Origin of the sequence: Pseudarthrobacter sp. CCNWLW207 (assembly GCF_037203945.1) — a bacterium.
In the GTDB taxonomy this organism is placed as follows: domain Bacteria; phylum Actinomycetota; class Actinomycetes; order Actinomycetales; family Micrococcaceae; genus Arthrobacter.
In genome coordinates this window covers 135,543-157,168 of the sequence record NZ_JBBCBS010000004.1, presented here as the reverse complement: position 1 = coordinate 157,168, position 21,626 = coordinate 135,543, and the positions used below count along the sequence as shown (strand labels likewise).

Annotated in this window: 26 protein-coding genes, 1 pseudogene and 2 riboswitches; of the genes and pseudogenes, 12 read left to right on the top strand and 15 right to left on the bottom strand. The window is 65.5% G+C overall.

Annotated features, from left to right (window positions below; translation table 11 throughout):
* The first annotated feature begins 12 nt into the window (after positions 1-12).
* Positions 13-402: a hypothetical protein gene (locus tag V9L17_RS08610; protein WP_337348119.1), complete on the top strand. Its 390-nt coding sequence runs from the start codon at positions 13-15 to the stop codon at positions 400-402.
* A gap of 93 nt (positions 403-495) precedes the next feature.
* On the opposite strand, the gene V9L17_RS08605 is transcribed toward V9L17_RS08610, so the two are convergent.
* Complete coding sequence (locus V9L17_RS08605; protein ID WP_337348120.1) at positions 496-816, bottom strand: chorismate mutase; 321 nt, start codon at positions 814-816, stop codon at positions 496-498.
* A gap of 19 nt (positions 817-835) precedes the next feature.
* On the opposite strand from V9L17_RS08605, the gene V9L17_RS08600 reads away from it, so the two are divergent.
* Positions 836-1,258: a VOC family protein gene (locus V9L17_RS08600; protein ID WP_337351148.1), complete on the top strand. Its 423-nt coding sequence runs from the start codon at positions 836-838 to the stop codon at positions 1,256-1,258.
* A gap of 59 nt (positions 1,259-1,317) precedes the next feature.
* Here V9L17_RS08600 and V9L17_RS08595 read toward each other — a convergent pair whose 3' ends face one another.
* On the bottom strand, positions 1,318-2,067 hold the full coding sequence (locus V9L17_RS08595; protein WP_337351147.1) for an SOS response-associated peptidase: 750 nt from the start codon (positions 2,065-2,067) through the stop codon (positions 1,318-1,320).
* 118 nt (positions 2,068-2,185) lie between these two features.
* Between V9L17_RS08595 and V9L17_RS08590 the strand changes: the two genes are divergently transcribed.
* The 3 genes and pseudogenes from V9L17_RS08590 (at position 2,186) to V9L17_RS08580 (ending at position 4,264) form a co-directional block, all read left to right on the top strand.
* Entirely contained in the window at positions 2,186-2,443 is a 258-nt protein-coding gene (locus V9L17_RS08590; protein ID WP_310163639.1) for a mycoredoxin, read from the top strand.
* A 97-nt stretch (positions 2,444-2,540) separates the two neighbouring features.
* A pseudogene (locus V9L17_RS08585) lies at positions 2,541-3,626 on the top strand (S-(hydroxymethyl)mycothiol dehydrogenase).
* Positions 3,623-4,264 carry an MBL fold metallo-hydrolase gene (locus tag V9L17_RS08580; protein WP_337351146.1) on the top strand — a complete coding sequence of 214 codons (642 nt, stop codon included), beginning with the start codon at positions 3,623-3,625 and terminating at the stop codon, positions 4,262-4,264. Before V9L17_RS08585 ends, V9L17_RS08580 begins: the two are co-directional and overlap by 4 nt.
* A 46-nt stretch (positions 4,265-4,310) precedes the next feature.
* On the opposite strand, the gene V9L17_RS08575 is transcribed toward V9L17_RS08580, so the two are convergent.
* Positions 4,311-5,078, bottom strand: coding sequence for a lipoate--protein ligase family protein (locus tag V9L17_RS08575; protein WP_337351261.1), 768 nt, complete (start codon positions 5,076-5,078; stop codon positions 4,311-4,313).
* Between the two features lie 16 nt (positions 5,079-5,094).
* Between V9L17_RS08575 and V9L17_RS08570 the strand changes: the two genes are divergently transcribed.
* Together V9L17_RS08570 and V9L17_RS08565 are read left to right on the top strand one after the other, a co-directional pair.
* Positions 5,095-5,484, top strand: a complete 390-nt coding sequence (locus tag V9L17_RS08570) for a DUF2177 family protein (protein ID WP_337348125.1) — start codon at positions 5,095-5,097, stop codon at positions 5,482-5,484.
* Positions 5,485-5,495: 11 nt separating this feature from the next.
* Positions 5,496-7,190 carry a SulP family inorganic anion transporter gene (locus V9L17_RS08565; RefSeq protein WP_337351145.1) on the top strand — a complete coding sequence of 565 codons (1,695 nt, stop codon included), beginning with the start codon at positions 5,496-5,498 and terminating at the stop codon, positions 7,188-7,190.
* A gap of 38 nt (positions 7,191-7,228) precedes the next feature.
* On the opposite strand, the gene V9L17_RS08560 is transcribed toward V9L17_RS08565, so the two are convergent.
* A complete protein-coding gene (locus V9L17_RS08560; RefSeq protein ID WP_337351144.1) occupies positions 7,229-8,032 on the bottom strand; it encodes a thioesterase family protein in 804 nt (267 codons plus the stop codon).
* Positions 8,033-8,190: 158 nt separating this feature from the next.
* Here V9L17_RS08560 and V9L17_RS08555 point away from each other — a divergent pair, with 158 nt between their 5' ends.
* Positions 8,191-8,868, top strand: coding sequence for an endonuclease/exonuclease/phosphatase family protein (locus tag V9L17_RS08555; protein ID WP_337348127.1), 678 nt, complete (start codon positions 8,191-8,193; stop codon positions 8,866-8,868).
* Positions 8,869-8,892: 24 nt separating this feature from the next.
* Here V9L17_RS08555 and V9L17_RS08550 read toward each other — a convergent pair whose 3' ends face one another.
* The 3 genes from V9L17_RS08550 to V9L17_RS08540 form a co-directional block, all read right to left on the bottom strand.
* The gene (locus V9L17_RS08550) at positions 8,893-9,441 is read right to left on the bottom strand and encodes an NUDIX hydrolase (protein WP_337351143.1); all 549 of its coding nucleotides are present in this window, start codon (positions 9,439-9,441) and stop codon (positions 8,893-8,895) included.
* 49 nt (positions 9,442-9,490) lie between these two features.
* Positions 9,491-9,682 carry a DUF1918 domain-containing protein gene (locus V9L17_RS08545; protein WP_337348129.1) on the bottom strand — a complete coding sequence of 64 codons (192 nt, stop codon included), beginning with the start codon at positions 9,680-9,682 and terminating at the stop codon, positions 9,491-9,493.
* Positions 9,683-9,747: 65 nt separating this feature from the next.
* Entirely contained in the window at positions 9,748-10,503 is a 756-nt protein-coding gene (locus tag V9L17_RS08540; RefSeq protein WP_337351142.1) for a class I SAM-dependent DNA methyltransferase, read from the bottom strand.
* Between the two features lie 118 nt (positions 10,504-10,621).
* Between V9L17_RS08540 and V9L17_RS08535 the strand changes: the two genes are divergently transcribed.
* Positions 10,622-11,128: a metallophosphoesterase family protein gene (locus tag V9L17_RS08535; RefSeq protein WP_337351141.1), complete on the top strand. Its 507-nt coding sequence runs from the start codon at positions 10,622-10,624 to the stop codon at positions 11,126-11,128.
* Positions 11,129-11,158: 30 nt separating this feature from the next.
* Here the strand turns inward: V9L17_RS08535 and V9L17_RS08530 are convergent, their stop codons facing one another.
* Genes V9L17_RS08530 through V9L17_RS08520 form a run of 3 tightly spaced genes read right to left on the bottom strand, consistent with a single transcriptional unit; the run spans position 11,159 to position 12,504 of the window.
* Positions 11,159-11,599 carry a DUF1810 domain-containing protein gene (locus V9L17_RS08530; RefSeq protein WP_337351140.1) on the bottom strand — a complete coding sequence of 147 codons (441 nt, stop codon included), beginning with the start codon at positions 11,597-11,599 and terminating at the stop codon, positions 11,159-11,161.
* A gap of 24 nt (positions 11,600-11,623) precedes the next feature.
* Positions 11,624-12,139 (bottom strand): DNA alkylation repair protein, encoded by a 516-nt coding sequence (locus V9L17_RS08525; protein ID WP_337351139.1) that lies wholly within the window; start codon positions 12,137-12,139, stop codon positions 11,624-11,626.
* Positions 12,140-12,141: 2 nt separating this feature from the next.
* The gene (locus V9L17_RS08520; RefSeq protein WP_337351138.1) at positions 12,142-12,504 is read right to left on the bottom strand and encodes a TraR/DksA family transcriptional regulator; all 363 of its coding nucleotides are present in this window, start codon (positions 12,502-12,504) and stop codon (positions 12,142-12,144) included.
* A gap of 193 nt (positions 12,505-12,697) precedes the next feature.
* Between V9L17_RS08520 and V9L17_RS08515 the strand changes: the two genes are divergently transcribed.
* Positions 12,698-12,799: a hypothetical protein gene (locus V9L17_RS08515; RefSeq protein WP_337351260.1), complete on the top strand. Its 102-nt coding sequence runs from the start codon at positions 12,698-12,700 to the stop codon at positions 12,797-12,799.
* A gap of 72 nt (positions 12,800-12,871) precedes the next feature.
* Here V9L17_RS08515 and V9L17_RS08510 read toward each other — a convergent pair whose 3' ends face one another.
* Positions 12,872-14,149, bottom strand: coding sequence for a lytic transglycosylase domain-containing protein (locus V9L17_RS08510; RefSeq protein ID WP_337351137.1), 1,278 nt, complete (start codon positions 14,147-14,149; stop codon positions 12,872-12,874).
* Between the two features lie 378 nt (positions 14,150-14,527).
* Positions 14,528-14,729: riboswitch (cyclic di-AMP (ydaO/yuaA leader) on the top strand.
* Between the two features lie 3 nt (positions 14,730-14,732).
* Between V9L17_RS08510 and V9L17_RS08505 the strand changes: the two genes are divergently transcribed.
* Positions 14,733-15,590, top strand: a complete 858-nt coding sequence (locus V9L17_RS08505) for a C40 family peptidase (RefSeq protein WP_337351136.1) — start codon at positions 14,733-14,735, stop codon at positions 15,588-15,590.
* A 69-nt stretch (positions 15,591-15,659) separates the two neighbouring features.
* Here V9L17_RS08505 and V9L17_RS08500 read toward each other — a convergent pair whose 3' ends face one another.
* From V9L17_RS08500 to V9L17_RS08485, 4 genes are all read right to left on the bottom strand, one after another.
* A complete protein-coding gene (locus tag V9L17_RS08500; protein ID WP_337351135.1) occupies positions 15,660-17,123 on the bottom strand; it encodes a protein adenylyltransferase SelO in 1,464 nt (487 codons plus the stop codon).
* 349 nt (positions 17,124-17,472) lie between these two features.
* A complete protein-coding gene (locus tag V9L17_RS08495; RefSeq protein ID WP_337351134.1) occupies positions 17,473-18,450 on the bottom strand; it encodes a dienelactone hydrolase family protein in 978 nt (325 codons plus the stop codon).
* A gap of 82 nt (positions 18,451-18,532) precedes the next feature.
* Entirely contained in the window at positions 18,533-19,426 is an 894-nt protein-coding gene (locus V9L17_RS08490) for a ribonuclease Z (protein ID WP_337351133.1), read from the bottom strand.
* Between the two features lie 49 nt (positions 19,427-19,475).
* The gene (locus V9L17_RS08485) at positions 19,476-19,688 is read right to left on the bottom strand and encodes a hypothetical protein (RefSeq protein WP_337348141.1); all 213 of its coding nucleotides are present in this window, start codon (positions 19,686-19,688) and stop codon (positions 19,476-19,478) included.
* A gap of 446 nt (positions 19,689-20,134) precedes the next feature.
* A riboswitch (cyclic di-AMP (ydaO/yuaA leader) is annotated at positions 20,135-20,295 on the top strand.
* Between the two features lie 485 nt (positions 20,296-20,780).
* On the opposite strand from V9L17_RS08485, the gene V9L17_RS08480 reads away from it, so the two are divergent.
* Positions 20,781-21,545, top strand: a complete 765-nt coding sequence (locus V9L17_RS08480) for a hypothetical protein (RefSeq protein WP_337351132.1) — start codon at positions 20,781-20,783, stop codon at positions 21,543-21,545.
* Positions 21,546-21,626: the final 81 nt, after the last annotated feature.

Sequence of the window (21,626 nt, the reverse complement as noted above, 5' to 3'; positions counted from 1 at the left end):
CAGGATGGTGGCATGAGCACCAATGACGCACTCCTGAAGCAGGTAAGCATCAAAGCCCAGGACTCCACGCTCCTGGCCACTTTTGATATTGAAGGCAACATCCCGGGCTCGGGTGCGTACGTGGTGGGGCTTATGGCTGCCAGCCCTGACTACTCGTCGCAAAGACGGCTGGGCATTGAATTCATGAACGGGGAGGCGATCGCCTTCTACTCGTTCAGCCATGAACAGGGAACCGAGGAGAACTACGACCTCAGCGGAGTCACGCATTCGGGCAGCACCATTACCGGAGTCTTCCCTATGGATGCTATCCACGGGCTGGGCAAGGGACACATCATGTCGGCGTTCAGTGAGGCCGATGGCCGGGAATTCCAGTCCGGCATCGCCGTCGAGGAATCACTCTAACCCGGGAAAAAGAGCAGGCGCCCTGCCGGAACAAATCCGGTGGCAGGGCGCCTTGGAATTACTGGGAACAGCTCGGGACTGCTGGGGACAGTGTCAGCTGTTTTCTTTGTGGACCTTCAGCTCGAGTTCGATGAATCCCGAGATCATGGCCCGGTACGTTGACTCCACGATGTCCGGATCGATGTCCTTCTTTTCCGCGGCGGACCGGACGTGTTCGATGATCCGCTCCACCCGGCCAGGGGCCCGGACTTCGGCGTCGTCCCCCTTGAGGGTTCCGGCAATCCTGATCAGCCGTTCGCGCCGGGCAATGAGGGTGACGATCTGGTCATCCACCTCGTCGACTGCAATCCGCACGGCGGCGAGCTGTTCCTTGTCGGCCAGCGCGTCCCTATCGTTTCCTTGAATTGTCGCCATCTTCTGACAGTATCGAAGCATGCAGCCCAGAGTCGACTTCATCTCACTAGGTGTGCGCAGCGTAGCCGCCTCCCGCCGCTTCTATGCCGAAGGCCTTGGCTGGCCCGTGCACAAGGAATTCCCTGATGACGTGTTATTCATCCAGGTCAACCACGGACTCATCCTCTCCCTGTGGAACGCCGGCCAAATGCAGGCCGAGGCCGGAGTTGATGCGCCAGGGCCGGTCCCCTGCATCACGCTCAGCCACAACCTGGCCAGCACGGAGGAAGTGGACCGGGTCATGGCCGAAGCCGCTGCTGCCGGGGCGAGGATCGTTGCGGAGCCGGTCACTCAGCCGTGGGGCGGGTACAGCGGCTACTTCGCGGACCCGGACGGCTTCCGCTGGGAAATTGCCTACAACCCCACGTGGGCAGTGGACGACGCCGGCCAGGTCACCGTCTAGGAGTCAGGAACCCCCGCCGCCCCGGGTCAGGGGAGGGGTCAACGAACGAACGGCTTGGCTTAGAAAAGCGCCTCGACGGGACGGATGAGTTCCGGGGAATTGTTGCGGACGTTTCCCACTTCCCGGCCAACGGAATCCACGCGCCAGTCCCCTGCCACATCCTTCACATGGGCGCGGACCAGGTCCACCAGGAAGGCTGCATCGTCAATCTGCGGGTCGATCCACGACTCCATGGTGGCCCGGTCCATGGGCAGCGGCACCCGGTCGTGCAGGGCGGTGAGCTTGCCGAAGACAGTTGACTCCGATCCCGGCGGCGGTGTGTCAGCGGTCAGGATGGAGGTGGAGAGCAGCCACCGCCCCGGCTCGCCCTCGGCCTTGGACGGATCCTTCCACCATTCGTACAGGCCGGCGAACACCAGCCCGCTGCCTTCGCCCGGGTGCACGTAGTAGGGCTGCTTCGCCTTACCTGTGCCTTGTTTCCACTCGTAGTAGCCATCCGCCGGGACAGCGCAGCGGCGTGACTGGACGGCTTTGCGGAACGCGGGCTTCTCCAGGACCGTTTCGGAGCGGGCATTGATCATTTTGGACCCGATGCCGGGGTCTTTGGCCCAGGACGGCACCAGGCCCCAGCGGGCCACGTGCAACTGGCGGACGGTGGAGTCGTCAATCAGGCGCTCCAGGACTATGGGAACGTCATCGGTTGGTGCCACATTCCACGACGGCGGCAACTCGACGTCCTCCTCGAGCTGGGCATCGAATTCAGCCAGCAGGTCCCCCACGGCACGTGCCATCACATAGCGTCCACACATGGCACCAGCATGCCATTACTGCTATTCACTGTCATCCGGGGCCATCGGCTCCGGGGAATAGTGGGCCGCGGGTTACCGTTGATGGGAACGAACCCCCTTACTGATTTAGGAGAGCTCCGTGGACTTTACCCCCGAGAACGGCACCATCACCATGTTTTCCACCACCTGGTGCGGCTACTGCAACCGGCTCAAGAAGCAGCTGGACGCGCAGGGCATCGGCTACACGGAAATCAACATCGAGGAAGTTGATGGCACGGCCGAACTTGTGGAGCAGCTCAACGGCGGCAACCGGACCGTCCCCACCGTGCTTTTCCCGGACGGCACTGCTGCCACCAACCCCTCAGCCGCTGAGGTCAAGAGCCGCCTGGCTGCCTAGTGCCGGACCGGACACCCCCGAACCTGGCGTGATAGACAGAACGGGACCAACATTCACTGTTGGTCCCGTTCTGTCTATCTGCATTAGGGAGCCTTCCATGGTCCATAAAGTCAAAGGTGTCGTAGCCCGTTCCAAGGGGGCCCCGGTCACGCTGGAAACCATCCTGGTCCCGGATCCCGGACCCGGTGAGGCCCTGGTGGACATCATCACTTCCGGCGTCTGCCACACTGACCTGCACTACAAGCTCGGCGGCATCAGCGACGACTTCCCCTTCCTGCTGGGCCACGAGGCCACCGGAATTGTCTCAGCAGTGGGCCCGGACGTCACGGACGTGGCCGCCGGCGATCGCGTGGTGCTGAACTGGCGCGCCGTCTGCGGCAACTGCCGCGCGTGCAACCGCGGCGAGGCGCAGTACTGCTTCAACACGCACAACGCGACCCAGAAAATGACCCTGGAGGACGGCACTGAACTGTCCGCTGCCCTGGGCATTGGCGCCTTCACCGAAAAGACCCTGGTGGCCGCCGGGCAGTGCACCAAGGTGGACCCCGACGCCGACGCTGCCGCCGTCGGACTGCTCGGTTGCGGCGTCATGGCTGGGATTGGCGCCGCCATCAACACCGGCGGCGTCAAACGCGGCGACTCAGTGGCCGTCATCGGCTGCGGCGGCGTGGGTGTGGCCGCCATCGCCGGCGCCGCACTCGCCGGCGCCAGCACGATCATTGCCGTCGACATTGACGCGAAGTAGCTGGAGCGGGCCCGGGAACTCGGCGCCACCCACACCGTTGATTCTTCGGACACCGATCCGGTGGAAAAGATCCGCGAGCTCACCGGGGGCTTCGGCGCAGACGTGGTGATTGACGCCGTCGGACGTCCCGAAACCTACAAACAGGCGTTCTACGCCCGCGACCTCGCCGGAACTGTGGTGCTGGTTGGCGTCCCTACGCCAGAGATGAGGCTGGAACTCCCGCTGCTGGACCTTTTCGGCCGGGGCGGGTCGCTGAAGTCGTCCTGGTACGGCGATTGTCTCCCGTCGCGGGACTTCCCGATGCTCATCAGCCTCTACAGGCAGGGGAAGCTGGACCTCGACGCCTTCGTCACCGAACGGATCACCATCGACCAGGTGGAGGAAGCCTTCGACAAGATGGACTCCGGTTCCGTGCTGCGTTCGGTGGTGGAGCTGTGAGCCTTCGGATCGACCGTCTGGTGACGTCCGGGACGTTTTCGCTCGACGGCGGCACCTGGGACGTGGAGAACAACGTCTGGATTGTGGGCGATGACCAGGAGTGCATCGTCATCGACCCTGCGCACGACGCCAAGGCCGTCGCCGCTGCAGTGGGTGGACGGACGCTGAAGGCCATCCTGCTCACGCACGGCCATGATGACCACATCGGGTCTGTTGGCGACTTCTGGGACCTCGTGCAGGCGCCCATCCATCTCCACCAGGGTGACTGGATGCTCTGGCGGAGCGTCTACCCGGAGGTGGATCCCGACCGCGACATCAGCCACGGCGACATCTTCGAGGTAGGCGGGGCGAAGCTCAGGGCCCTCCACACGCCTGGGCACTCGCCCGGATCCGTATCCTTCCACCTGCAGGAGGGGCCCGACGCCGGTGGCACCGTGTTCACCGGTGACACGCTGTTCCAGGGTGGGCCCGGCGCCACGGGCAGGTCCTACAGCGACTTCCCCACGATCATCGACTCCATCCGGTCGTGGCTGCTGCCGCTCCCCCCGGAGACGGTGGTGCGGACGGGCCACGGCGACAGCACCACTATCGGTGCCGAGGCTCCCCACCTGGATGAGTGGATCGCCCGGGGCCACTGACAGCCCCCGGGCCGCTGACAAGCCGGGAGGCAGGCGGCCGTGCGGGCTACGCTGTCCCGCTGTCCAATCCGGCGTAGCTGCTGAAATCGGCAAACCGGAGGGAGGCGTAGCCCGCATAGGTGGACAGCAGGGCATCCTCGACGGCCTGGACGTCGAGCCCGGGCACCAGATCGTTGGCCGCGCCGGCGGTTGCCGGGTCCCAGTCCAGGCCCAGCGCCGCGTAACTGTCGGTCAGCACCCCGCGGATAGGAGCGGAGTCCTCCACAACGATCACGGAACTGAAGAGCCAACCGCCTGCCACCACACGCTGGGCGGTGCCTACAAGCTTGACCTGGTGCGCCGGGTCGGCCGGGTCCGTGCCGTGGACACTGAACTCCCCCGGGCAGTACTCCCCCGGGATTTCGCCCACGGCTGCCTGCACGCCCGCGCTCCGCAGGGCCTGCGCCAGCAGTTCACCGAAGAACCCGAACCGGGTCTTGGAGCCGGCGATCGCATCAGCGTGGGGTTCGATATGGTCCACTACCAGGGTGCCTTGGTGGTAGGCCGCTGCCCGCCCGCCCGCCTTGCGCACGAGGGGCTCGAAGCCGCGGTTGCGGCAGGCCTGGGCGGCGGCCTCAAAACCCGGAAGCCTGGTGTCCCGCTGGCCGAACGCAACCGTGGGGGCGGGACGGTACAGGCGGAGGGTGGAGCCGATCCGGCCGGTCTTTGCCTGGCCCAGCAGGTCCAGTGCAAGGTCAAGATCCTCCGCCGCGCCCAGCGACCGTTCCTGCCGCACCACGGTGAGGTGTGGCCCTCCGGTTCCGGCATCCTGCATGTTGCTAAGCTCCCTTATGGTCATATTGCAATTCCTCGTTGTCGCCGCCGCGTTTGCGGCTATTGACGCCGTGTGGCTGAAGCTGATGAACCCGTTCTACCGGAGCCACATCGGCGAGTTGCTGGCGGACAAACCACACCTAGGTTACGCCGTGGCCTTCTATGTCATTTACATCGCAGGCATTGTCTTCTTTGCGCTGCGGCCAGCGCTCGACGGCGGCAGCTGGCTGACCGCCGTCGGCTACGGCGCCGCGCTGGGCGCCTTCGCTTATGCCACCTATGACCTGACCAACGCTGCGACCCTCAAAACCTGGCCATTGCAGCTCATCGTGGTGGACATGCTTTGGGGAGCCGTGCTGACCGGGCTCTCCACGCTGGTGGGCTGGCTCGTGTTCCGGACGAACTGACTACCGCTCCCATGCACAGCAACTGGATCAGCAAGGCGGTTCCTGCCATCGACGTGGCACGGAACTACCAGCGCTCCTGGTTGAAACCGGACCTGGTCGCCGGAGCGGCATTGAGTGCGGCCCTCGTTCCGGCCGGGATGGCCTATGCCGAGGCAAGCGGGCTGCCGGCCGTGACAGGCCTGTATGCCTCTGTGGTGCCGATGATCTTCTACGCCATCTTTGGGCCCTCACGGGTGGTCATCGTCGGCCCGGACTCAGCACTGGCACCCATGATCGCGGCGGCAATCCTTCCGCTGGCCGGCCGCAACCCTGATGAGGCCGTTGCCATGGCCGGTGTGCTCGCCATCCTGATCGGAGTGTTCCTGATCGCCGGGCGGATTTTCAAACTGGGGTTCGTGACAGGACTGCTGTCCAGGCCAATCCGCATCGGCTACCTCAACGGCATCGCGCTCGCCGTCATCGTGAGCCAGCTTCCGCGGTTGCTGGGTATCTCAATTGAGGGGGACAACCTGCTGGCGCGCCTCATGTCCCTGGCCGACGTCGTCGGCCGGGAGGGAATCAACCCTGTTGCCCTTGCCGTGGGCGCAGGGAGCCTCGCCGTCATCGTGGCGGGCCGGTTTCTTCCCTGGCGCGTTCCCAGCGTCCTGCTTGCCGTGGCCGGCTCCATCGCCGCCGTCGCAGCGCTGCAGCTCAGCGGGCAGCTGCCGGTGGTCGGCGCCCTGCCTCCGGGCCTCCCCGCGCCCGCCCTCGGTGGGATCGGCATAAACGACATCCTGGCGCTCGCAGGCCCGGCCGCCGGCATCGCTCTGATTGCCTTCGCGGACACCTCTACGTTGTCAAAAAGCCTTGCTGGACGCCGCGGGGCGAGGGTCAACGGCAATGAGGAAATGGGCGCCCTCGGCATCGCCAACGTGGCTACCGGGTTTCTGGGCGGCTTTCCCGTGTGCGGAAGTTCGTCGCGCACTCCGATCGTGATCGACGCCGGCGCGAAAACGCAGCTGAGCGGTGTGGTGGCAGCCTTGCTGGTGCTGCTTTTTATGATCGCCGCCCCGGGGGCCACAGCCCTGCTGCCCACGGCCACGCTCGCCGCAGTGGTGATTGTGGCTGCCGCTTCGCTGGTTGATGTGAAGGCACTGATCCGGCTCTTCAGCATGAGCCGGATGGAGTCCGTCCTCCTGATCGTCACGTTCCTCGGGGTCGCCTTCGTGGGCGTCCTGGAGGGCATAGTCGTTGCCATTGGATTGTCCCTGATCGCCTTCGTCCAGCGCGCCTGGGATCCTTACCGCACCGAACTGGCGAACCTGGAGAATGTGCCCGGCTTTCACGACCTCGAGCGGCATCCCGAAGGCAGGCGAATAAAGGGCCTGGTCATCGCACGCTTCGACGCGCCGCTGTTTTTTGCAAATGGCGAAGTCTTTGCCGACCACATCCGCGGCCTCGTGGACGCTGCACCCTGGCCCGTGAAGTGTGTCATTGTGGCGGCCGAACCCATTACGGGCCTGGACACCACGGCGCTGGACGAACTGGCCCACCTCGATGACGAACTGGCGCAGGACGGAATCGATTTGGTCTTTGCCGAGCTGAAGGGGCCCATCAAGGACCGGCTGGTCCGGTTCGGCGCGTCGGCAAGGTTTACCGCGGATCACTTCTTTCCGACCATCGACACTGCTGTCCGGTCCTATAGCCAGGCCGAGGGAACCGGCTAACTGGCCAGCGGGCGGCCGGGAAGGACCCGGGGCCCGCCTCAGGTCTTGCGCAGCGTCAGGATCTGTTCGGCACGGCCGAACGGCCCGGAGATGTCGTGCAGAACCGTGGAGGTGAGGCCAATTCCGTCCGTCCCGAACGACACCGCGTTCTCCAGCCCCAGCCACTCACCTTGTGGACGCCGGTACATGTGGATCTGCAGGTCAAGGTTGGGAAACGCGTAGCTGTCCTTTCCCGGCGGGACGCGTGCTGCGATCCCGTTGGCCGTGTCCACCAGGCCCATCAGCCGGGCGAGGTCTCCGGTGTCGGCGGCGTCGGTCAGCGGGTGGGCGGTCCGAAGCCAGACCGTGCCGGCCCCGGGCCGGTGCCCCTCTGCGACGCGCATTTCCAGGGACCGGATATACCCACCCGGCCAGACGCTGGCGCCGTCGTACGGCTTGCATTCATCCGGCGTGGCAATGGTGGAGTCCTCGACGGCGGCCACAGCACTTGTGTCGCTGGTGACCAGGCGCCAGGCGGTGGCACGGATGGCCACCCGGCCGTTGGCGATGAGCTCGGCCTGAAGCAGCTCGATGGTCCTGCCCGGCCGGAGCGTGGAGGTCTCGATGTGGAATTCGCCGCCGGGGATCAGCCCCAGGATCTCGTAGCTGAGACGGGCCATCCTCATGTCCTCGCGGGGATGGTGCCGCTCAAGGCTGTCTGCCATCAGGCCGGAGGCCGGGGCCATATGCTGCTCGTGCTCGTTCCAGGCCCCTTGGGCGTGGATAGTGGAGCGGAACCGGCCGCCGCCCAACGCCTGGTAGTAGAAGTTGCCGTCGGCAAGTTCGGGCAGATCTCTGGTCAACGTTGGCCCTTCCCGTGGTTCTGGGTGAATCGCCACTAACTCTATCGGTTCGCTCAGGACGCTTTGCCCGGACGCGGCGAAATGTTGGCACCTGCAGAGTGCGTTCAAAGTAGACTCATGAACTGGTCCTGTCAGCAACCCTCGAGAAGAGGTGTCCGATGCGCGTCATTAGCTACAACCTCCGGAAGCACAAGGCGAGCGGAGAACTCCTGGCCCTCGCCCGGAACTTTGAGATCGATGCGCTGTGCCTGCAGGAAGTCGATTCCGCCGACCTGCCCGAAACCCTCGGCCCCCTGCACCTGGCCGACACCACCAAGGGCAACCGGCTGGGGCTGGCCATCTACTACCGGGCGAGCCGCTTTACGGCCGTCAACACGCAGTCTTTCGCGCTGAAGAAGTCCATGCACGACCGCGTGCTGGCGCCCGCCCACGAACGGCTCATCGGAACCCGTGTGGTGGACAATGAAACCCAGCACGAACTGGTCATCGGTTCCTTCCACGCCGCTCCGCTCACCGCCTCCAACTCCCTGCGGCGGCACCAGATCCATGCTGCCCACGCTGAACTGCTGAGCATGGGCAGCGGACTCATGACGCTGATGGTGGGTGACTTCAACTACCCGTTCTTCACTAAGAACCTTCATGCCCACATGAAGGACTCCGGCTACGCGCTGTCCCTCAGCGATCGGCGGACCTACACCCGTTACAAGGTCTTCAAGGGCCACTTCGACTTCGCCACGTCCCTGGGCCTGGACATCGAAAGCGTGGAGACGCTGCCCCGCGGCAAGTCCGATCACCTGCCCATCCTGGTTACCGCGGAGTACGGCCAGGACACCTGACGGCCAAGTAGCCTGGGGGTGCCCCTAAAGGCGGGCGTCCGTCAATGAGAGCATGCGCGTCCGCAACCCAGGCCAGGCGGCGGCGAAGCCTGGGTGCAGTTCCCTGGCGTCGACCTCGGCCAGCGGAACCCAGAGCAGTTCGATGCTTTCGGGGTCGCTGATGACGGGCTCAAAGGGATCCGTGACGAACAGGACCACCGTGGTGTAGGACCAGTAGCCGACGTCCAGCACGGACGTGAACAGGACGCTGACGTTCTCCCCGGGCACGGCGGCTTCTTCGTGGGCCTCCCGCAGCGCGCCTGCAACTGCATCCTCGCCCTGGTGCAGCGCTCCGCCGGGAAGCCCCCACGTTCCGCCGTTGTGGCTCCACTGGGCGCGGTGCTGCAGGAGCACGCCCCGGTCCGGATCGTAGGCGAGCACCCCGGCTGCACCGAACCTGCCCCAGAAACGCCCGCGGTCCCCTTCCACCCAGGCATCGCCGGGATCACGGGGACCCGTCCTGGCAGGAGGTTGCTGAAGGTGCGGATTATGGGCGTCGGTGCCGGACGGGGGTGCGGTCACGGAATGATCCATGGCTCCAGTCTGACATGTACCTTCCGGCGGCACGCAGAATCAGACGGCCCTATTCCCCGTGCGGCTTGTCGACGGCGAAGTCCCCGCCGGGATACATAACGGTCTCGTGGCCGTCGTCAAAGCGGACCAGGTAAGGCGGATGGCCTTCCTGTCCTTTGACTTCAAGGATGACACCGTGCCGGTCGGTCGACCCGACGGTCCTTCCCCTGACGATGATCCTGTCACCCTGAGCTGCCTCCATGGCAATCACCTCCCAGCCCCAGAGTACGACTCAACAGCAGGCCGTAACAGGGTGTATTTCGGGCCTCAGGTTTCGGTGAGCCGGTACACCGAGACGTGGCTGCGGGAATCCGCGGTGAATTCGCTGCCGTCCCAGTCCGCCCACCTGGATTCCAGCCTAAATCCTGCCAACTGCGCCATCAGGTCGAGTTCGCTGGGCCAGATGTAGCGGTGGGGTGTCCGCCCGATGCGTGCCTGACGCCCATCGACAAGTTCCGGGCCGAACCGCACGTGGTGTGAGACGACGAACTGGTTGAGCACGTCATACGTGTCGACCAGAAGGTAGCCGGGCTCGCTCACCTCAACGGTCCCGCCGTGTCCGGGCGGCAAGGAACGCAGTTGCGGTACCCAGAGCTCGACGACGAATCGCCCACCAGGTGCAAGATGACGGGCGGCATTCTGGAAACACCGGACCTGGTCGTCCTGGGTCAGGAGGTTCGCGATGGTGTTGAACACCAGGAACGCCAGCGCAAAGTTCTCGCCCGCGACAGCCTCGGTCATGTCACCTTGAACGACGGGAATACTTTCCTCATCGACCTTCTCCCTGAGACGGGAGATCATCGCGTGGGAAAGTTCTATGCCGCTGACCTGGATCCCCGCCTCGAAGAGGGGGATGGCGACACGACCCGTCCCAATGGCGAACTCCACGGCCGGACCGTCGCCCGCGAGCCTGGACAGGACGTCGACGGTCGGTCCCAGGACGTCTGGGGAGAACATCCCCTCTCCCGGCGTGTCGTACTGCTGCGCGGTGGCGTCGTCCCAGAGTTGTTGCTGGTTGATCATCCCGCCACTATTGCACCGGGTGCCGCATGGAATCCAGGGGCCAGCAGAGGCCGGCGGTCAGGGCCGCCAAAAGGATCCACGAACCCCACCGGCGCCGGCAACGTGGCAGGATTCAGTCATGACGCTGCGCCTCGTACTCGTCTCCGACACCCATGTTCCCCACCGCGCCCGGGACCTGCCCGCGCAGGTCTGGGCCGCCGTCGAAAGCGCCGACGTGGTGCTCCATGCCGGAGACTGGGTAACAGCGGAACTGCTGGACCAATTTGAGCGGCGAAGCCGGCGCCTCATAGGGGTGTACGGCAACAACGACGGGCCGGAACTCCGCCGGCGGCTTTCGGAAACGGTGGCCGTCACACTGGAAGGCGTGCAGTTTGCCATGGTGCATGAGACCGGCCCGGCCAGGGGGCGTAGCGAACGCGCGGAGTCGCATTATCCGGACGCCGACGTACTGGTGTTCGGGCACAGCCACATACCGTGGGATACCACTACCCCGCGCGGATTGCGCCTGCTCAATCCCGGCTCGCCTACGGACCGCCGGCGCCAGCCGGTCTGCACGTACATGACTGCGGTGGTTGACGGCGGCCTCGTGCAGCAGGTGGAACTCGTGGAGGTGCGGAAGGACTGACCCGCAGGTCGGGAGCGTCCGTCCGCCCGGTCAGTCCCTGTCAGCCGCCAGAAGGGAGTCCGTGGCGGGGTCCGGTTGGCCGTCGAAGAAGTCGGCCAGCACGGTCTTGAAGATGGTCTCCCCGGGCGCGGCACGCAGGAACAGTGTCATCGAAGAGTGCAGCTTCCTGGCGTCGATGCCGCCGAGGATGTCCGTGGCCGAGCGGCCGGCGTGCGTGTCGATGGCGGCTGCGGACTCCAGCAGGCGCGGGCCCAGGACATCATGCTTCAAGTACGCCTGCGCTTCTTCCAGCGAATTGATGGCGTACCTGACCGACGTGGGGCTGCTTCCGAGCCCGGCAATCTGCGGGAAGATGAACCACATCCAGTGGCCCGTCTTCCTGCCCAGCTGCAATTCGGCCAAGGCCCGGCTGTAGGTGCCGCCGTGGTCCTGGGCCTCGACAAAACGCTCCAGGTCGTAGGGATCGCTCATTTCCGTCTCCTTCTCTCAGGTGTTTCAGGCTACGCCTGCGGTCAGGGATGCTGCGTGGCGGATCCAGCCATCGGGGTCCTGGCTCCAGCGGGTGATCACGACGTCGGCGCGTTGCCGGCCAGGTCCGTCCAGCACCTTCAGGAGCGGGACTACAACGTCGTTGATCAGCGGGATTACCAGCTCACCGCTGTGCGCGGATCTGATAAAGCCCTCGAGCCTGGTCAGGTCCGTGTGCCGCAGCATGGCCACCCGGGACTGCAGCAGCACCACAGCGGCGAGGCGACGCTCATAGACGGGCTTCCTGCCGGGACCTGGTTGGCCCCAGAGCAGTGAGGCCAAGGCCACCACGTCATCGTGGCCCAGGTCCTTGAACTTCCGTCCGGCGTCGCGGACGGTTCCCCGGACCGCCCCCACCGACGCACCATAGGAGCCCAGGGCACCGCCCATCCGGGACTCCACCTCGTCCGCCCGGTACCAGGCGCCTTCGTTCTGCAGGGTGGCATCAATGAAGTCCGCGGCATCCAGGACTGTCTGGTTCACGGCTACCGTCCGCGGCGCCCGGTGGAGGCATGCTCCAGGCAATAGGGGGTCCAGGGCCTGGCCTCCAGGCGGCCCTCGGCGATAGGCGCGCCACACACCGCGCACACGCCGTAGGTGCCATCGGCCAGTCGCTGCAGGGCAGCTTCCACCTGGGCCAGGCCGGAGCTGCTCTGTTGCAGCAAGGCCGAGGCCTGGGACAGCTCGAAGGCGATGGTGGCACCCTCGGGGTCGTGCTCGTCGTCGACGTTGGAGTCCTGGCGTGCAGCATTGGTTGAGGAAATGTCGGCGCGCAGCGCCGGAAGCAGGGCAAGCTTTCGCGTACGCTCTTCCTCCAGCAGGATCCGGAACCGCTCAAAGTCAGCCATGGGAAAAGCCTAGCGCCGCGGCACCTTCGCAGGACTCGACAAGTGGCACTCAACGGAGCATGCTGTCACTCGTAAGCGCTTCAGATGCCGCCTGGTAATCCGTTTGAACCACGGGCTTGATGCAGCCTGACCAGCGTCATGCCAGGTGAACCACGTCGGATATTGCGTGTCCGGGGCACTCACGGTCGAAACAATGGATGGGCGGCGGACCAGTATCGCCGCTGGTGATTCCTACACCATTCCACCGGGGCATGACTCCTGGGTCGACGGCGACCCAGGCCTTCGTCGGCATTGAATTCGTCAGCGCCGCCGAATTTGCGAAACCTGCACCGGACTCCGCCTAGCCTTCGCGTCCGCGCCGGCCGGGTCAGTACCAGTTGTATTGGATGGAGTGGTTCCAGGCCCCGCACGGAGACGTGTAGCGGTCCCGGATGTACCCGAGGCCCCACTCGACCTGCGTCCGGTAATTGGTGAGCCAGTCGCTACCGGCGCTGGCGTACTTCCCAGCGGGCAGCGCCTGGGCGATCCCGTAAGCGCCGGAGTAGGGGTTGGTGGCCGTGGTCAGCCAGTTGGATTCCTTGGTCCAGAGCTGCGCCAGGCACAGGAACTGGTCCTGGCCCCAGCCATAGGCGGACAGCCGGCCCGAAGCGTAACTCTTGGCTCCGGCGGGGTCGTTGACGGCACCGCCAGGAACGGAAGGGACGACGACGGGCGGCGGGCTGGGCGTCGGACCTGGGACAGGAGCCGGCGCCGGTGCAGCTGGGGCGGCCGGTGCGGCGGGCCCTGGGTTTACCGGCTTCTGGGCGGCGGCCAGGGCCGCGGCCTTGGCCGCCGCCTCGGCCTGTTGGCGGGCCTGCTCCTGCGCTGCGGCGCGCTTAGCTGCCTGCGCGGTCTCGTAGGCAGCCAAAGCCGCCTGGCCCTGCCGGAACTCCCCCTCGACGGCGGCAGTGGTGCCCTTGAGGGATGCCAGCTGCGCGGTCAGTTCCTGGCTGTGCTCCTGCTGCTCCGCAACCTGCCGCGACATGGCCTGCTGGGCCGCCTGGGCGGCGTCGAGCTTGCTCTTGGCTTCCCCTGACAGCCGTTCGCGTTCAATCCTCGCCGCCTTTTCCTGATCGGCGAGGGCGCTGGCGACGCGTTCGGCAGCCGCGGATTTGTTCACCAGGGCCGCGGTCTTGTCGCTGACGATCTGGACGATATTCAGACCCTGGATGCTGTTGGTCTGGACGGCGTCGAGGGCTACGAAGAATCCCATATTGGTGCCGCCGGTCTTGTACGACTGGGCTGCCAGGGCACCGATTTCCTTTTTGTACTGCCCGAGTTCCGCCGTGGCGCGTTCAGTCTGTGCGGTGAGGACGTCGACCCTTGAGCTGGCAGCCTGGAGCGCTGCGTCCGCCGCGGCGTATTCGGCAGCGGACGTCACGGCAGCGCCACCCAGTGCCTCAGCCTGCGTCTGCAGCCCACTCAACAGTTCGTTGATCCTGGTGACCTCCGCAGCCTTACCGGCCTCGCTTTGCTTGGCGTTTTGCACGTCCTGCCAGGAGGGGTAACCGCCTGGCGGAGTATCGTCGTCGGCATGCGAAGGCGCCATGGCGAGCGGGGCCGCCAAAACAACCGCCAGCAGGCCTGCAACGGCAGGCAGCCTCATTCTTTGAGCAAACCGGGACATAGTTGGTGAGCTTACCGGGCAAAACTCTTGCCTTGTGGATCCTGGTCCAACATTGTTATCCAGCAGAGATCCCTCCCTCAGCAGCCCCAAGGCAGGCCTCAAATACCACGCATCAGGCCTCAATCTGAGGATCAAAACGCAAGACGACCTCTTTTGTTACGTGATTTCAATCACGCGGCACCAGCTTTCGCAGCATATACCGCTATCGGGACCTGACCTGCAACGTCATTCCACACAGGGAAGAACCCCACCCGAAGATGAGGCGGCTTTTTGGCCTACATTCCGTTACCGGAATGTGACATTCCAAAAGAGCAGAGGTTATGGTCGAGCGGTGTCCTGGCTCAAGCCGGGGCATTCCCGTCAGTATGCCGAACCCTGCCGCTGAACCGGGACCCCAGTTACTTTCACTGGCAGGGACGGGGGAACCACGTTTCCACGGCTTCGTTCCGAAGCCTTGGGGTTAAGTCGATATTGCTCCGTCCCGTACGGAGCCGTAACCGGCCGGGTGTCTCCGACCCGAACCCGACAGCTCACCCCGCAGGCATGGGAGAGGCGATTACCCGTGTCAAAAAACTCCACTGCCGCACGCCATCGTGCGACTTCTGTCCGCCCCACCGTCCTGGTTGGCCTGTCTTCCTCGGCCAAAGCCCGCGCACTGACGTTCGGCCGGCCCGCACTTGCCGCAGTTGCCGCGTCCGGGCTGCTCTTTAGCATTGGCACCCCGGCGCAGGCCGGGGTCCACGGCCCGGACTCGTCCGGCACCGTCAATGTGCAGGGCCAGAACAGCGCACCGGCAGCTGCACCGGCCGCCGTTGCACCGGCCGCGGCTGCCGCTCCGGCCGCCGCAGCCACCGTCCACACGGTCGTCTCAGGCGACACCCTGGGCGCAATTTCCGCCACCTACGGCGTGGCCCTGAACGACGTCCTGGCTGTGAACGGCCTGTCGCTGACCACCATCATCTACCCCGGTGACCAGATCCAGATCCCGGGTGCCGGCTACACTGCTCCGGCTCCGGCTCCGGTGGCGAAGGCAGCCGCAGCGCCCACTGCCCCGGCCAACACCGGCGTCCAGCTGGCTTCCACCGCCGCCCCGGCGGCGCAGGCACCGTCCGGCTCGCTCGGCGCTGCCATCCTGGCTTCCGCCTATTCGCAGCTCGGCGTTCAGCAGGACTGCACCGCCATGGTGGAGAAGGCACTCCGCTCGGTGGGCAAGAGCGTAGGAGACCTTGCACCCACGCAATTCTTCGCATACGGCACCGTGGTGGGCACCCCTGCGGCCGGTGACCTGGTCATCACCGCCGGCCACGTGGGCGTCTACGCCGGCAATGGCCAGGTTGTTAGCGGCGGCGTGGACGGTTACAAGACCGAAGTCCACTCCATCAGCTGGTTGTCGGGAGCGTCCTTCGTTCGCGTAGCGTGAGTCCGGCCGGTTCGACGGCGGCGGGCGGCAACCAGCCGCCTGTCGCCGTCGTCCCCCGTTTTTGTTCGCTCAGGTTCCGCAGAACGTCCGGTAGCTGCCGAAGTCAACAGGCGCGGGACCGGCGTAGCGTTCCAGGCCGGGGCGCTCAGTGTACGGCTGCGTCAGGACGCCCACCAGGCGGTGGAACGGGTCCAGGTCGCCTGCGGTAGCGGCGCCCAGGGCTTCTTCCACCAAGTGGTTCCTGGGGATGTAGACAGGGTTCACCCGGTCCATCATGTCTGCGTCCGGTGCCAGGGCGAGCCACTTCTTGGCCCAGGCGTCAAATGCTCCTGGGTCCGTGAACATGGTTCGGGCTGCATCGGGTGTACCGCGGGCTGCGGACCCGAGGCCCCGGAGGAACGAGGTGTAATCAACCTGCCCCTCTTCAAGCATGGCGAGCAGGTCATTCACCAGAGGCCCCGCTTCGTCGTCCCTTGCCTCCGCGCCGAGTCCCAGCTTGGATTTCATCCCGGTGGACCAGGCCGTGCTGTACAGCTTCCGGAACGCGCCCAGTGACTCCACAGCGAGCGCAACGGCCTGCTCCTGGTCCTCGTGGAGCAGGGGCAGAAGCGCCTCGGCCAGCCGGGTGAGGTTCCATTCAGCGATGACTGGCTGGTTGGCGTAGGCATAACGTCCGCCGGCGTCGATGGAGCTGTAGACCGCACCGGGGTTGAAGGCATCCATAAACGCGCACGGTCCATAGTCGATGGTCTCGCCCGAGATGGTCATGTTGTCCGTGTTCATTACCCCGTGGACAAATCCCACGAGCATCCACTGGGCCACCAGGGACGCCTGGGCGGCGATGACCGCATCGAACAGCGCGAGATAGGGCTGGTCCGCCTTCGCGGCGTCCGGATGATGGCGGCTGATCGCGTGGTCGGCCAGTCGACGGAGGAGCTCGGCGTCGCCGTTGACCCGGGCGAACTGGAAGCTGCCCACACGCAGGTGGCTGCTCGCGACGCGGGTCAGCACAGCCCCGGGAAGCATAGTTTCGCGGCGGACTGGCCGTCCAGTGGCCACGACGGCAAGCGACCGTGTGGTGGGAATGCCCATGGCATACATGGCTTCACTGACGAGGTATTCGCGCAGCATCGGACCGACGACGGCGAGGCCGTCACCGGCACGGGCGAACGGGGTACGGCCCGAGCCCTTGAGGTGCACATCGCGGAGGCGCCCGTAAATATCCGTAACCTCCCCCAGCAGGAGGGCGCGCCCGTCTCCCAAGAGTGGCGAATAGCCTCCGAACTGATGCCCGGCGTATGCCTGGGCCACAGGCGTGGCACCTTCCGGGACCCGGTTGCCGATGAGCACCAGCGTCCCCTCCGGGGTCCGCAGCGACGCCGGATCCAGGCCAAGTTCGCTGGCCAGCGGCTCGTTCAGCACGAGGAGTTGCGGGGACGGAGCTTCCTCGGCCTGCCAGGGTACAGCAAGCTCCTCGAACTCCCGGGCGAAGCGGCCATCGAAGGTGAGCGTTGTTGGCGTTGTGGTGCTCATCTTTCAAGACTACCCGCGCCTGCGGCGGGACCGGCGGCGTAAAATTTTTCGTACCGGTTCATCGCTGCCCAAGGGCAGTCAGGGTAATGGGAAGGTCGCGGTACCCATGGTCAAGAATCCGTTCGGGCATCATCAGCACGAGGAACAGAAACCGGCCGATTCAGCCAAACACAGCCACCGGCCCTGGCTGAAGAGGGAGGATGCGGGTTTTGAACACGGGCGGAGCAGTCTCTTCTTCCTCGCCCATGACCTTCCCCAGCCGCCCACTGTGACCTGCATCCAGGGACATGAGATACCGGACGGGCAAACCACGTGCCACCACGGCCATCCCATCGGGTGACGCCGCGCGTCAGACGTGCTGCTTGAACCACGCCAAGGTGTCGTTCCAGGCCGCCGTTGCCTGGGCCTCGTTGTACCGTTCACCGGTGTCGTTGTGGAAGGCGTGGTCCACGCCCGGGTAAACGGTCAGCTGGTGCGTGATGTTGTTGGCCGCCAACGCGTCCTTCAGCGCCGGCATGGCCCCCGTGATCCGCTGGTCCCGCTCGGCATAGACACCGAAGACCGCTGCCTTGATGGCTGGGACTTTGTTGAGGTCCGGTGCCGGGCCGTAGAAAGCGGCCGTGGCTGCGAGCCCGCTGAGCTCCGTCGACGCCTGCCACGTGATTCCGCCGCCGAAACAATAACCCGTCATGGCGATCCTCGCCGGGTCCACGAAGTCCTGTGACGCCAGGTAGTCAAAGGCAGCGGCGAAATCGGCCACGTGGCGTTTGGCGCCGGCGCCCGTCAGTGCACCAGGTACGGCGTCGGCATCCATCCCCGCCGTCCCGCCCTCCCTGCTAAGCAGGTCCAGGGCCAGCGCACTGTAGCCGGCTTTGGCGAATCGTCGGGCAACGTCCTGGATGTGCGGGGTGAGTCCGCGGTTCTCGTGGCAGATCAACACTGCAGGACCAGCCGCTCCCCCGTCGGGCCGGGCAAGGTAGCCCCTGATGTCGGTGCCGCTGGAGGGGAACGTGATTGTCGACGTCGTCAGCCCTGCTGTTCCCTCGGGAACGGAGAGCGGGCTCTTGGCTCCGGGGACGGCACCGGCGGCCGCGGTGCCGTTGCCTGCCGCCGAGGACGTTGGAGAGGGGGTGGGCATGGGGTCGGTGCTGCGCGGGACTTCTTCGGGAGTGCAGCCCACGAGCAACATTGCGGCCGAGGCCGCTGCCATGCTTCCGGTGATGAAAGCGACCCGGCGGGTAAACGTGCGGTGGGTCATGTCCCCGGCGCGGTAATCGTCGAAGAATTCCTCGATCAGATACTTCTCAAACTTGCCAAGCTGGATCATGGGAGCCTCCTGGGATGCCCAAACATCCTCCTCCGATGTCAGGCGCCGGGCAAGGGGCGCCGGACGTTGCGGGGGTTGTTGTTTAGTGCGGTTGCCGGCGTTTGGGAAAAGCGATCCGGTCCAGGTCATGGGCGGCAGTGACGGCAGCCCCGCCGGCACGGTCCCGCGCCTGCTGGGCCAGGAGCGTGACGTCATCGCCATACCGCGAGGAGAAGTGCGTCAGGATCAGCGTGCCGACGGCGGCGCTGGCCGCCAACTCCCCTGCCTGCCCGGCGGTGAGGTGCCGATACTCCCCGGCGAGCCCGGCGTCGTCGTTGCTGAATGTTGACTCCGCCACGAGCAGATCCGCACCCTCAGCCAGTTTCTCCGCGCCCGCGCAAGGGGCGGTGTCCATCACAAAGGCGAATTTCTGGCCTGGCCGGGCCACCGTCACGTCCTCGAGACGGACGTTTCCCAGGCTTCTCTCACGCTCCAGGCGGCCGACGTCGGCTCCCCTGATCCCTGCCGCGGCCAGCCTATCCGGAAGGAAAGTGCGGCCATCTGGTTCGGTGAGCCGGTAACCGTACGTTTCGATGCGGTGCTTCAGCGGCTGGACCTCCAGGCCGGGCGCCACGGTTCCCGCGGCGCCGTGCGGATACAACCGTAAATCAATCCCGGGAGAACTAACCGCAACCAGGGCACGGACGAGGTCCTCCCCCGAAGCCGGAAAGTGCAGGTGGACCGGATGGGCAACGCCGTCCAGGGCCATCCGCGAAAGCACCCCGGGCAGTCCGAAGCAATGGTCGCCGTGCACATGGGTCAGGCAGATGCGTGTGATCTGGCTGGCCGCCACCCCGGCGTGGAGCATCTGGCGCTGGGTTCCCTCGCCAGGGTCAAAGAGCAGGCCTTCGCCGTCCCACCGCAACAGGTAGCCGTTATGGTTCCGCGTCCGGGTGGGAACCTGGGAGGCTGTGCCAAGAATGACGAGGTCACGCATGGGGATAGCGTAACCAAGCCTGGTTTGGCGATGAGCGCTGGGACGATACTTAGTGCAGCAGCCAGGACCCGTCCGAGGGGGGTTCAGGTTTCCGGCGCAGCTTCCGGAAGAGGGCGACAAAAGGCCATGCCAACAGTTGCAGCATGCCTGCTGTCATCAACAGGCAGACAACAAGGATAAGGACGGGCGCGTACAGGAGGAACACCCCAGCCATAGTGGCCAGATAGCCACCGATCAACCCAAGAACGGCCTCGGCGTCCATCTCAACTCCTCTTCGCTTTTCACGGATTTAATCGTCAGGGCAGGCGCTTGGGCGCTTGTCATAATCCAAGGGAGACTGTCCGGGGCCAGTGATGACGCGCCTGTGTGGAAGCTCGATCCAATAAGGAATCGTCCAACACGAAATCGGGCACAGCCGTGCGATGCCTGCAATGGGGAGACTGACGCTGGCTGCGGCCACGGGGAACCCCTCCAGGATGCTGGGGTGGACTCACACCCAGTCTGCAATGGCGGCCGCATACTGCCTAACGGTCTATCCAGCCTACTCTTCGATCCTCCCGCGCGGAAGAAATGGGCTCGGCAAGCAAGGTGACTCACCACTCCGGACAGTCCTGTTACCTAAACGTGACTTAAGGGGGGCGGTTCATGTACGGTTTTCGGGTGGCCCATCTGGATCGGGCCGCGTCCGGGCTGACGCCGAGCTCTGCCACATCCCGGGCTCCCAACACAGTAAGGCAGAGACGGGGGACCCACAGTCTTCGGGCCGTTTCGCAGCGGTCCTTGGGGTGAAGCCGTCACGCCTGAACGTGCCGGCCGGTTGACCTCTTCCGAACCCGACAGCTAACTTCGCAGGCGTTGAGAGGCAAATACCATGTCCCGTTCGCTGGATCAGTCGCGCCCTTTTCGGGCCGGGCGACACCGCGCAGAAACTGCGCCGGCCATCACCACTCCACCCACCCCAACCATTCCCGGGGCAGAAGTGCCACATCCCGCGGCGACTCCGGCAGGACCGGCATCTGCCCCACTGCGCCGAAGAAGAGTCAGGGGCCCGGCCTTCGAGGTCCCGCCTGCCCCGGACTCAGCACCCAAGACCCAAGCTGCGTCACCTGCAACCGAAGTAATTGCAGTTGTACCACCCACGACGTCAGCTCTAAAAAGCGCGGCCGCGCCGGAGACAACGCGCCGGCCCCGGGAGCGACGCGAAGCGGCTGGGAAGCCCGCAGAGGCCAAACCCGTTGCAGCCCCAAGGAGCAGGCCGGCTACAGCACATAGCCCACAGATTGCATCCGCTTTCACGTCCGACGCCCAAGCCGTCCTCAGGAGGGCCGCTTCGCTTCGTGTCATGGGTCATCGGATGGCCGTCGTTACCGGCGCCCTTGCCGTAGTGCTTGCGGTCGGAACGGCCAGCCAGGCTACCGAGCTGCCCTTTTTCGGCAATGAGTCCTCCGTCCAAGATGCCCCCGACGCAGCTGATGCGCCCCATACGACGAAGGGAACGCTGCCCACGTACAGCAGCGGACGTGCGGCACCACAGCCGGCCGCCTCCACTGCCCCGGGCACGCCGGGCGCCGCGCCGGCACAGGCCTCCCCGGGCACCGATGATTCCCACCCAGGTGAGGATCACGGCGCCTCTGCCTTGCCAGCCGTGGCCGACCTCTCGATGCCAGTGGACGCTCCCACGCTGGACGGAATGCTCGCGGCATCGCCCGCCACGGTTCCGCCATCCCCGGCGCCCACGGTGGTCCTCGAGCCACCGGTCATGTCATCGGCCACACCCGCCGAGCCGACGTCGTCGGCTGGGCCCGCACCGGCGGCGCCCCCAACGGCGCCGGCTCCGGCAACCTCACCCACACCAACAGCCTCGTCGCTCCCGCCCTCGCCCACTGCTACGGCTACAGGGGGCGCCTCCGAAGAAGCAGTCGACACACGCTCGTATGCCATCGCCCGACTGGCATCGTATGGATGGGGCGCGGAACAAATGAATGCCCTGAACCAGTTGTGGGACACGTCAGTAAAATGGCGTCCCAGCCAGGTGGATAGAGGATTGAGCTACATCAAGGAGCGCCACGGCTCCCCGGCAAAAGCCCTCGAGTTCCGCGCCACAAACAACTGGTACTGAGCCAGGGCCCCCTGAGAAGACGTAGCCACGAAGACACCAGAACGCCGCGGACCCGCAAGGGGTTCCGCGGCGTTCTGTTGG

Bases quoted from the DNA above. Each gene is read 5' to 3' on its own strand.
- V9L17_RS08495 (WP_337351134.1), bottom strand. From the start codon at position 18,450: ATGATCCAGCTTGGCAAGTTTGAGAAGTATCTGATCGAGGAATTCTTC.
- V9L17_RS08555 (WP_337348127.1), top strand. From the start codon at position 8,191: ATGCGCGTCATTAGCTACAACCTCCGGAAGCACAAGGCGAGCGGAGAA.
- V9L17_RS08545 (WP_337348129.1), bottom strand. From the start codon at position 9,682: ATGGAGGCAGCTCAGGGTGACAGGATCATCGTCAGGGGAAGGACCGTC.
- V9L17_RS08540 (WP_337351142.1), bottom strand. From the start codon at position 10,503: ATGATCAACCAGCAACAACTCTGGGACGACGCCACCGCGCAGCAGTAC.
- V9L17_RS08530 (WP_337351140.1), bottom strand. From the start codon at position 11,599: ATGAGCGATCCCTACGACCTGGAGCGTTTTGTCGAGGCCCAGGACCAC.
- V9L17_RS08605 (WP_337348120.1), bottom strand. From the start codon at position 816: ATGGCGACAATTCAAGGAAACGATAGGGACGCGCTGGCCGACAAGGAA.
- V9L17_RS08510 (WP_337351137.1), bottom strand. From the start codon at position 14,149: ATGAGGCTGCCTGCCGTTGCAGGCCTGCTGGCGGTTGTTTTGGCGGCC.
- V9L17_RS08500 (WP_337351135.1), bottom strand. From the start codon at position 17,123: ATGAGCACCACAACGCCAACAACGCTCACCTTCGATGGCCGCTTCGCC.
- V9L17_RS08600 (WP_337351148.1), top strand. From the start codon at position 836: ATGCAGCCCAGAGTCGACTTCATCTCACTAGGTGTGCGCAGCGTAGCC.
- V9L17_RS08485 (WP_337348141.1), bottom strand. From the start codon at position 19,688: ATGGACGCCGAGGCCGTTCTTGGGTTGATCGGTGGCTATCTGGCCACT.
- V9L17_RS08565 (WP_337351145.1), top strand. From the start codon at position 5,496: ATGCACAGCAACTGGATCAGCAAGGCGGTTCCTGCCATCGACGTGGCA.
- V9L17_RS08520 (WP_337351138.1), bottom strand. From the start codon at position 12,504: ATGGCTGACTTTGAGCGGTTCCGGATCCTGCTGGAGGAAGAGCGTACG.
- V9L17_RS08570 (WP_337348125.1), top strand. From the start codon at position 5,095: ATGGTCATATTGCAATTCCTCGTTGTCGCCGCCGCGTTTGCGGCTATT.
- V9L17_RS08515 (WP_337351260.1), top strand. From the start codon at position 12,698: ATGGATGGGCGGCGGACCAGTATCGCCGCTGGTGATTCCTACACCATT.
- V9L17_RS08480 (WP_337351132.1), top strand. From the start codon at position 20,781: ATGGCCGTCGTTACCGGCGCCCTTGCCGTAGTGCTTGCGGTCGGAACG.
- V9L17_RS08575 (WP_337351261.1), bottom strand. From the start codon at position 5,078: ATGCAGGATGCCGGAACCGGAGGGCCACACCTCACCGTGGTGCGGCAG.
- V9L17_RS08535 (WP_337351141.1), top strand. From the start codon at position 10,622: ATGACGCTGCGCCTCGTACTCGTCTCCGACACCCATGTTCCCCACCGC.
- V9L17_RS08595 (WP_337351147.1), bottom strand. From the start codon at position 2,067: ATGTGTGGACGCTATGTGATGGCACGTGCCGTGGGGGACCTGCTGGCT.
- V9L17_RS08550 (WP_337351143.1), bottom strand. From the start codon at position 9,441: ATGGATCATTCCGTGACCGCACCCCCGTCCGGCACCGACGCCCATAAT.
- V9L17_RS08490 (WP_337351133.1), bottom strand. From the start codon at position 19,426: ATGCGTGACCTCGTCATTCTTGGCACAGCCTCCCAGGTTCCCACCCGG.
- V9L17_RS08610 (WP_337348119.1), top strand. From the start codon at position 13: ATGAGCACCAATGACGCACTCCTGAAGCAGGTAAGCATCAAAGCCCAG.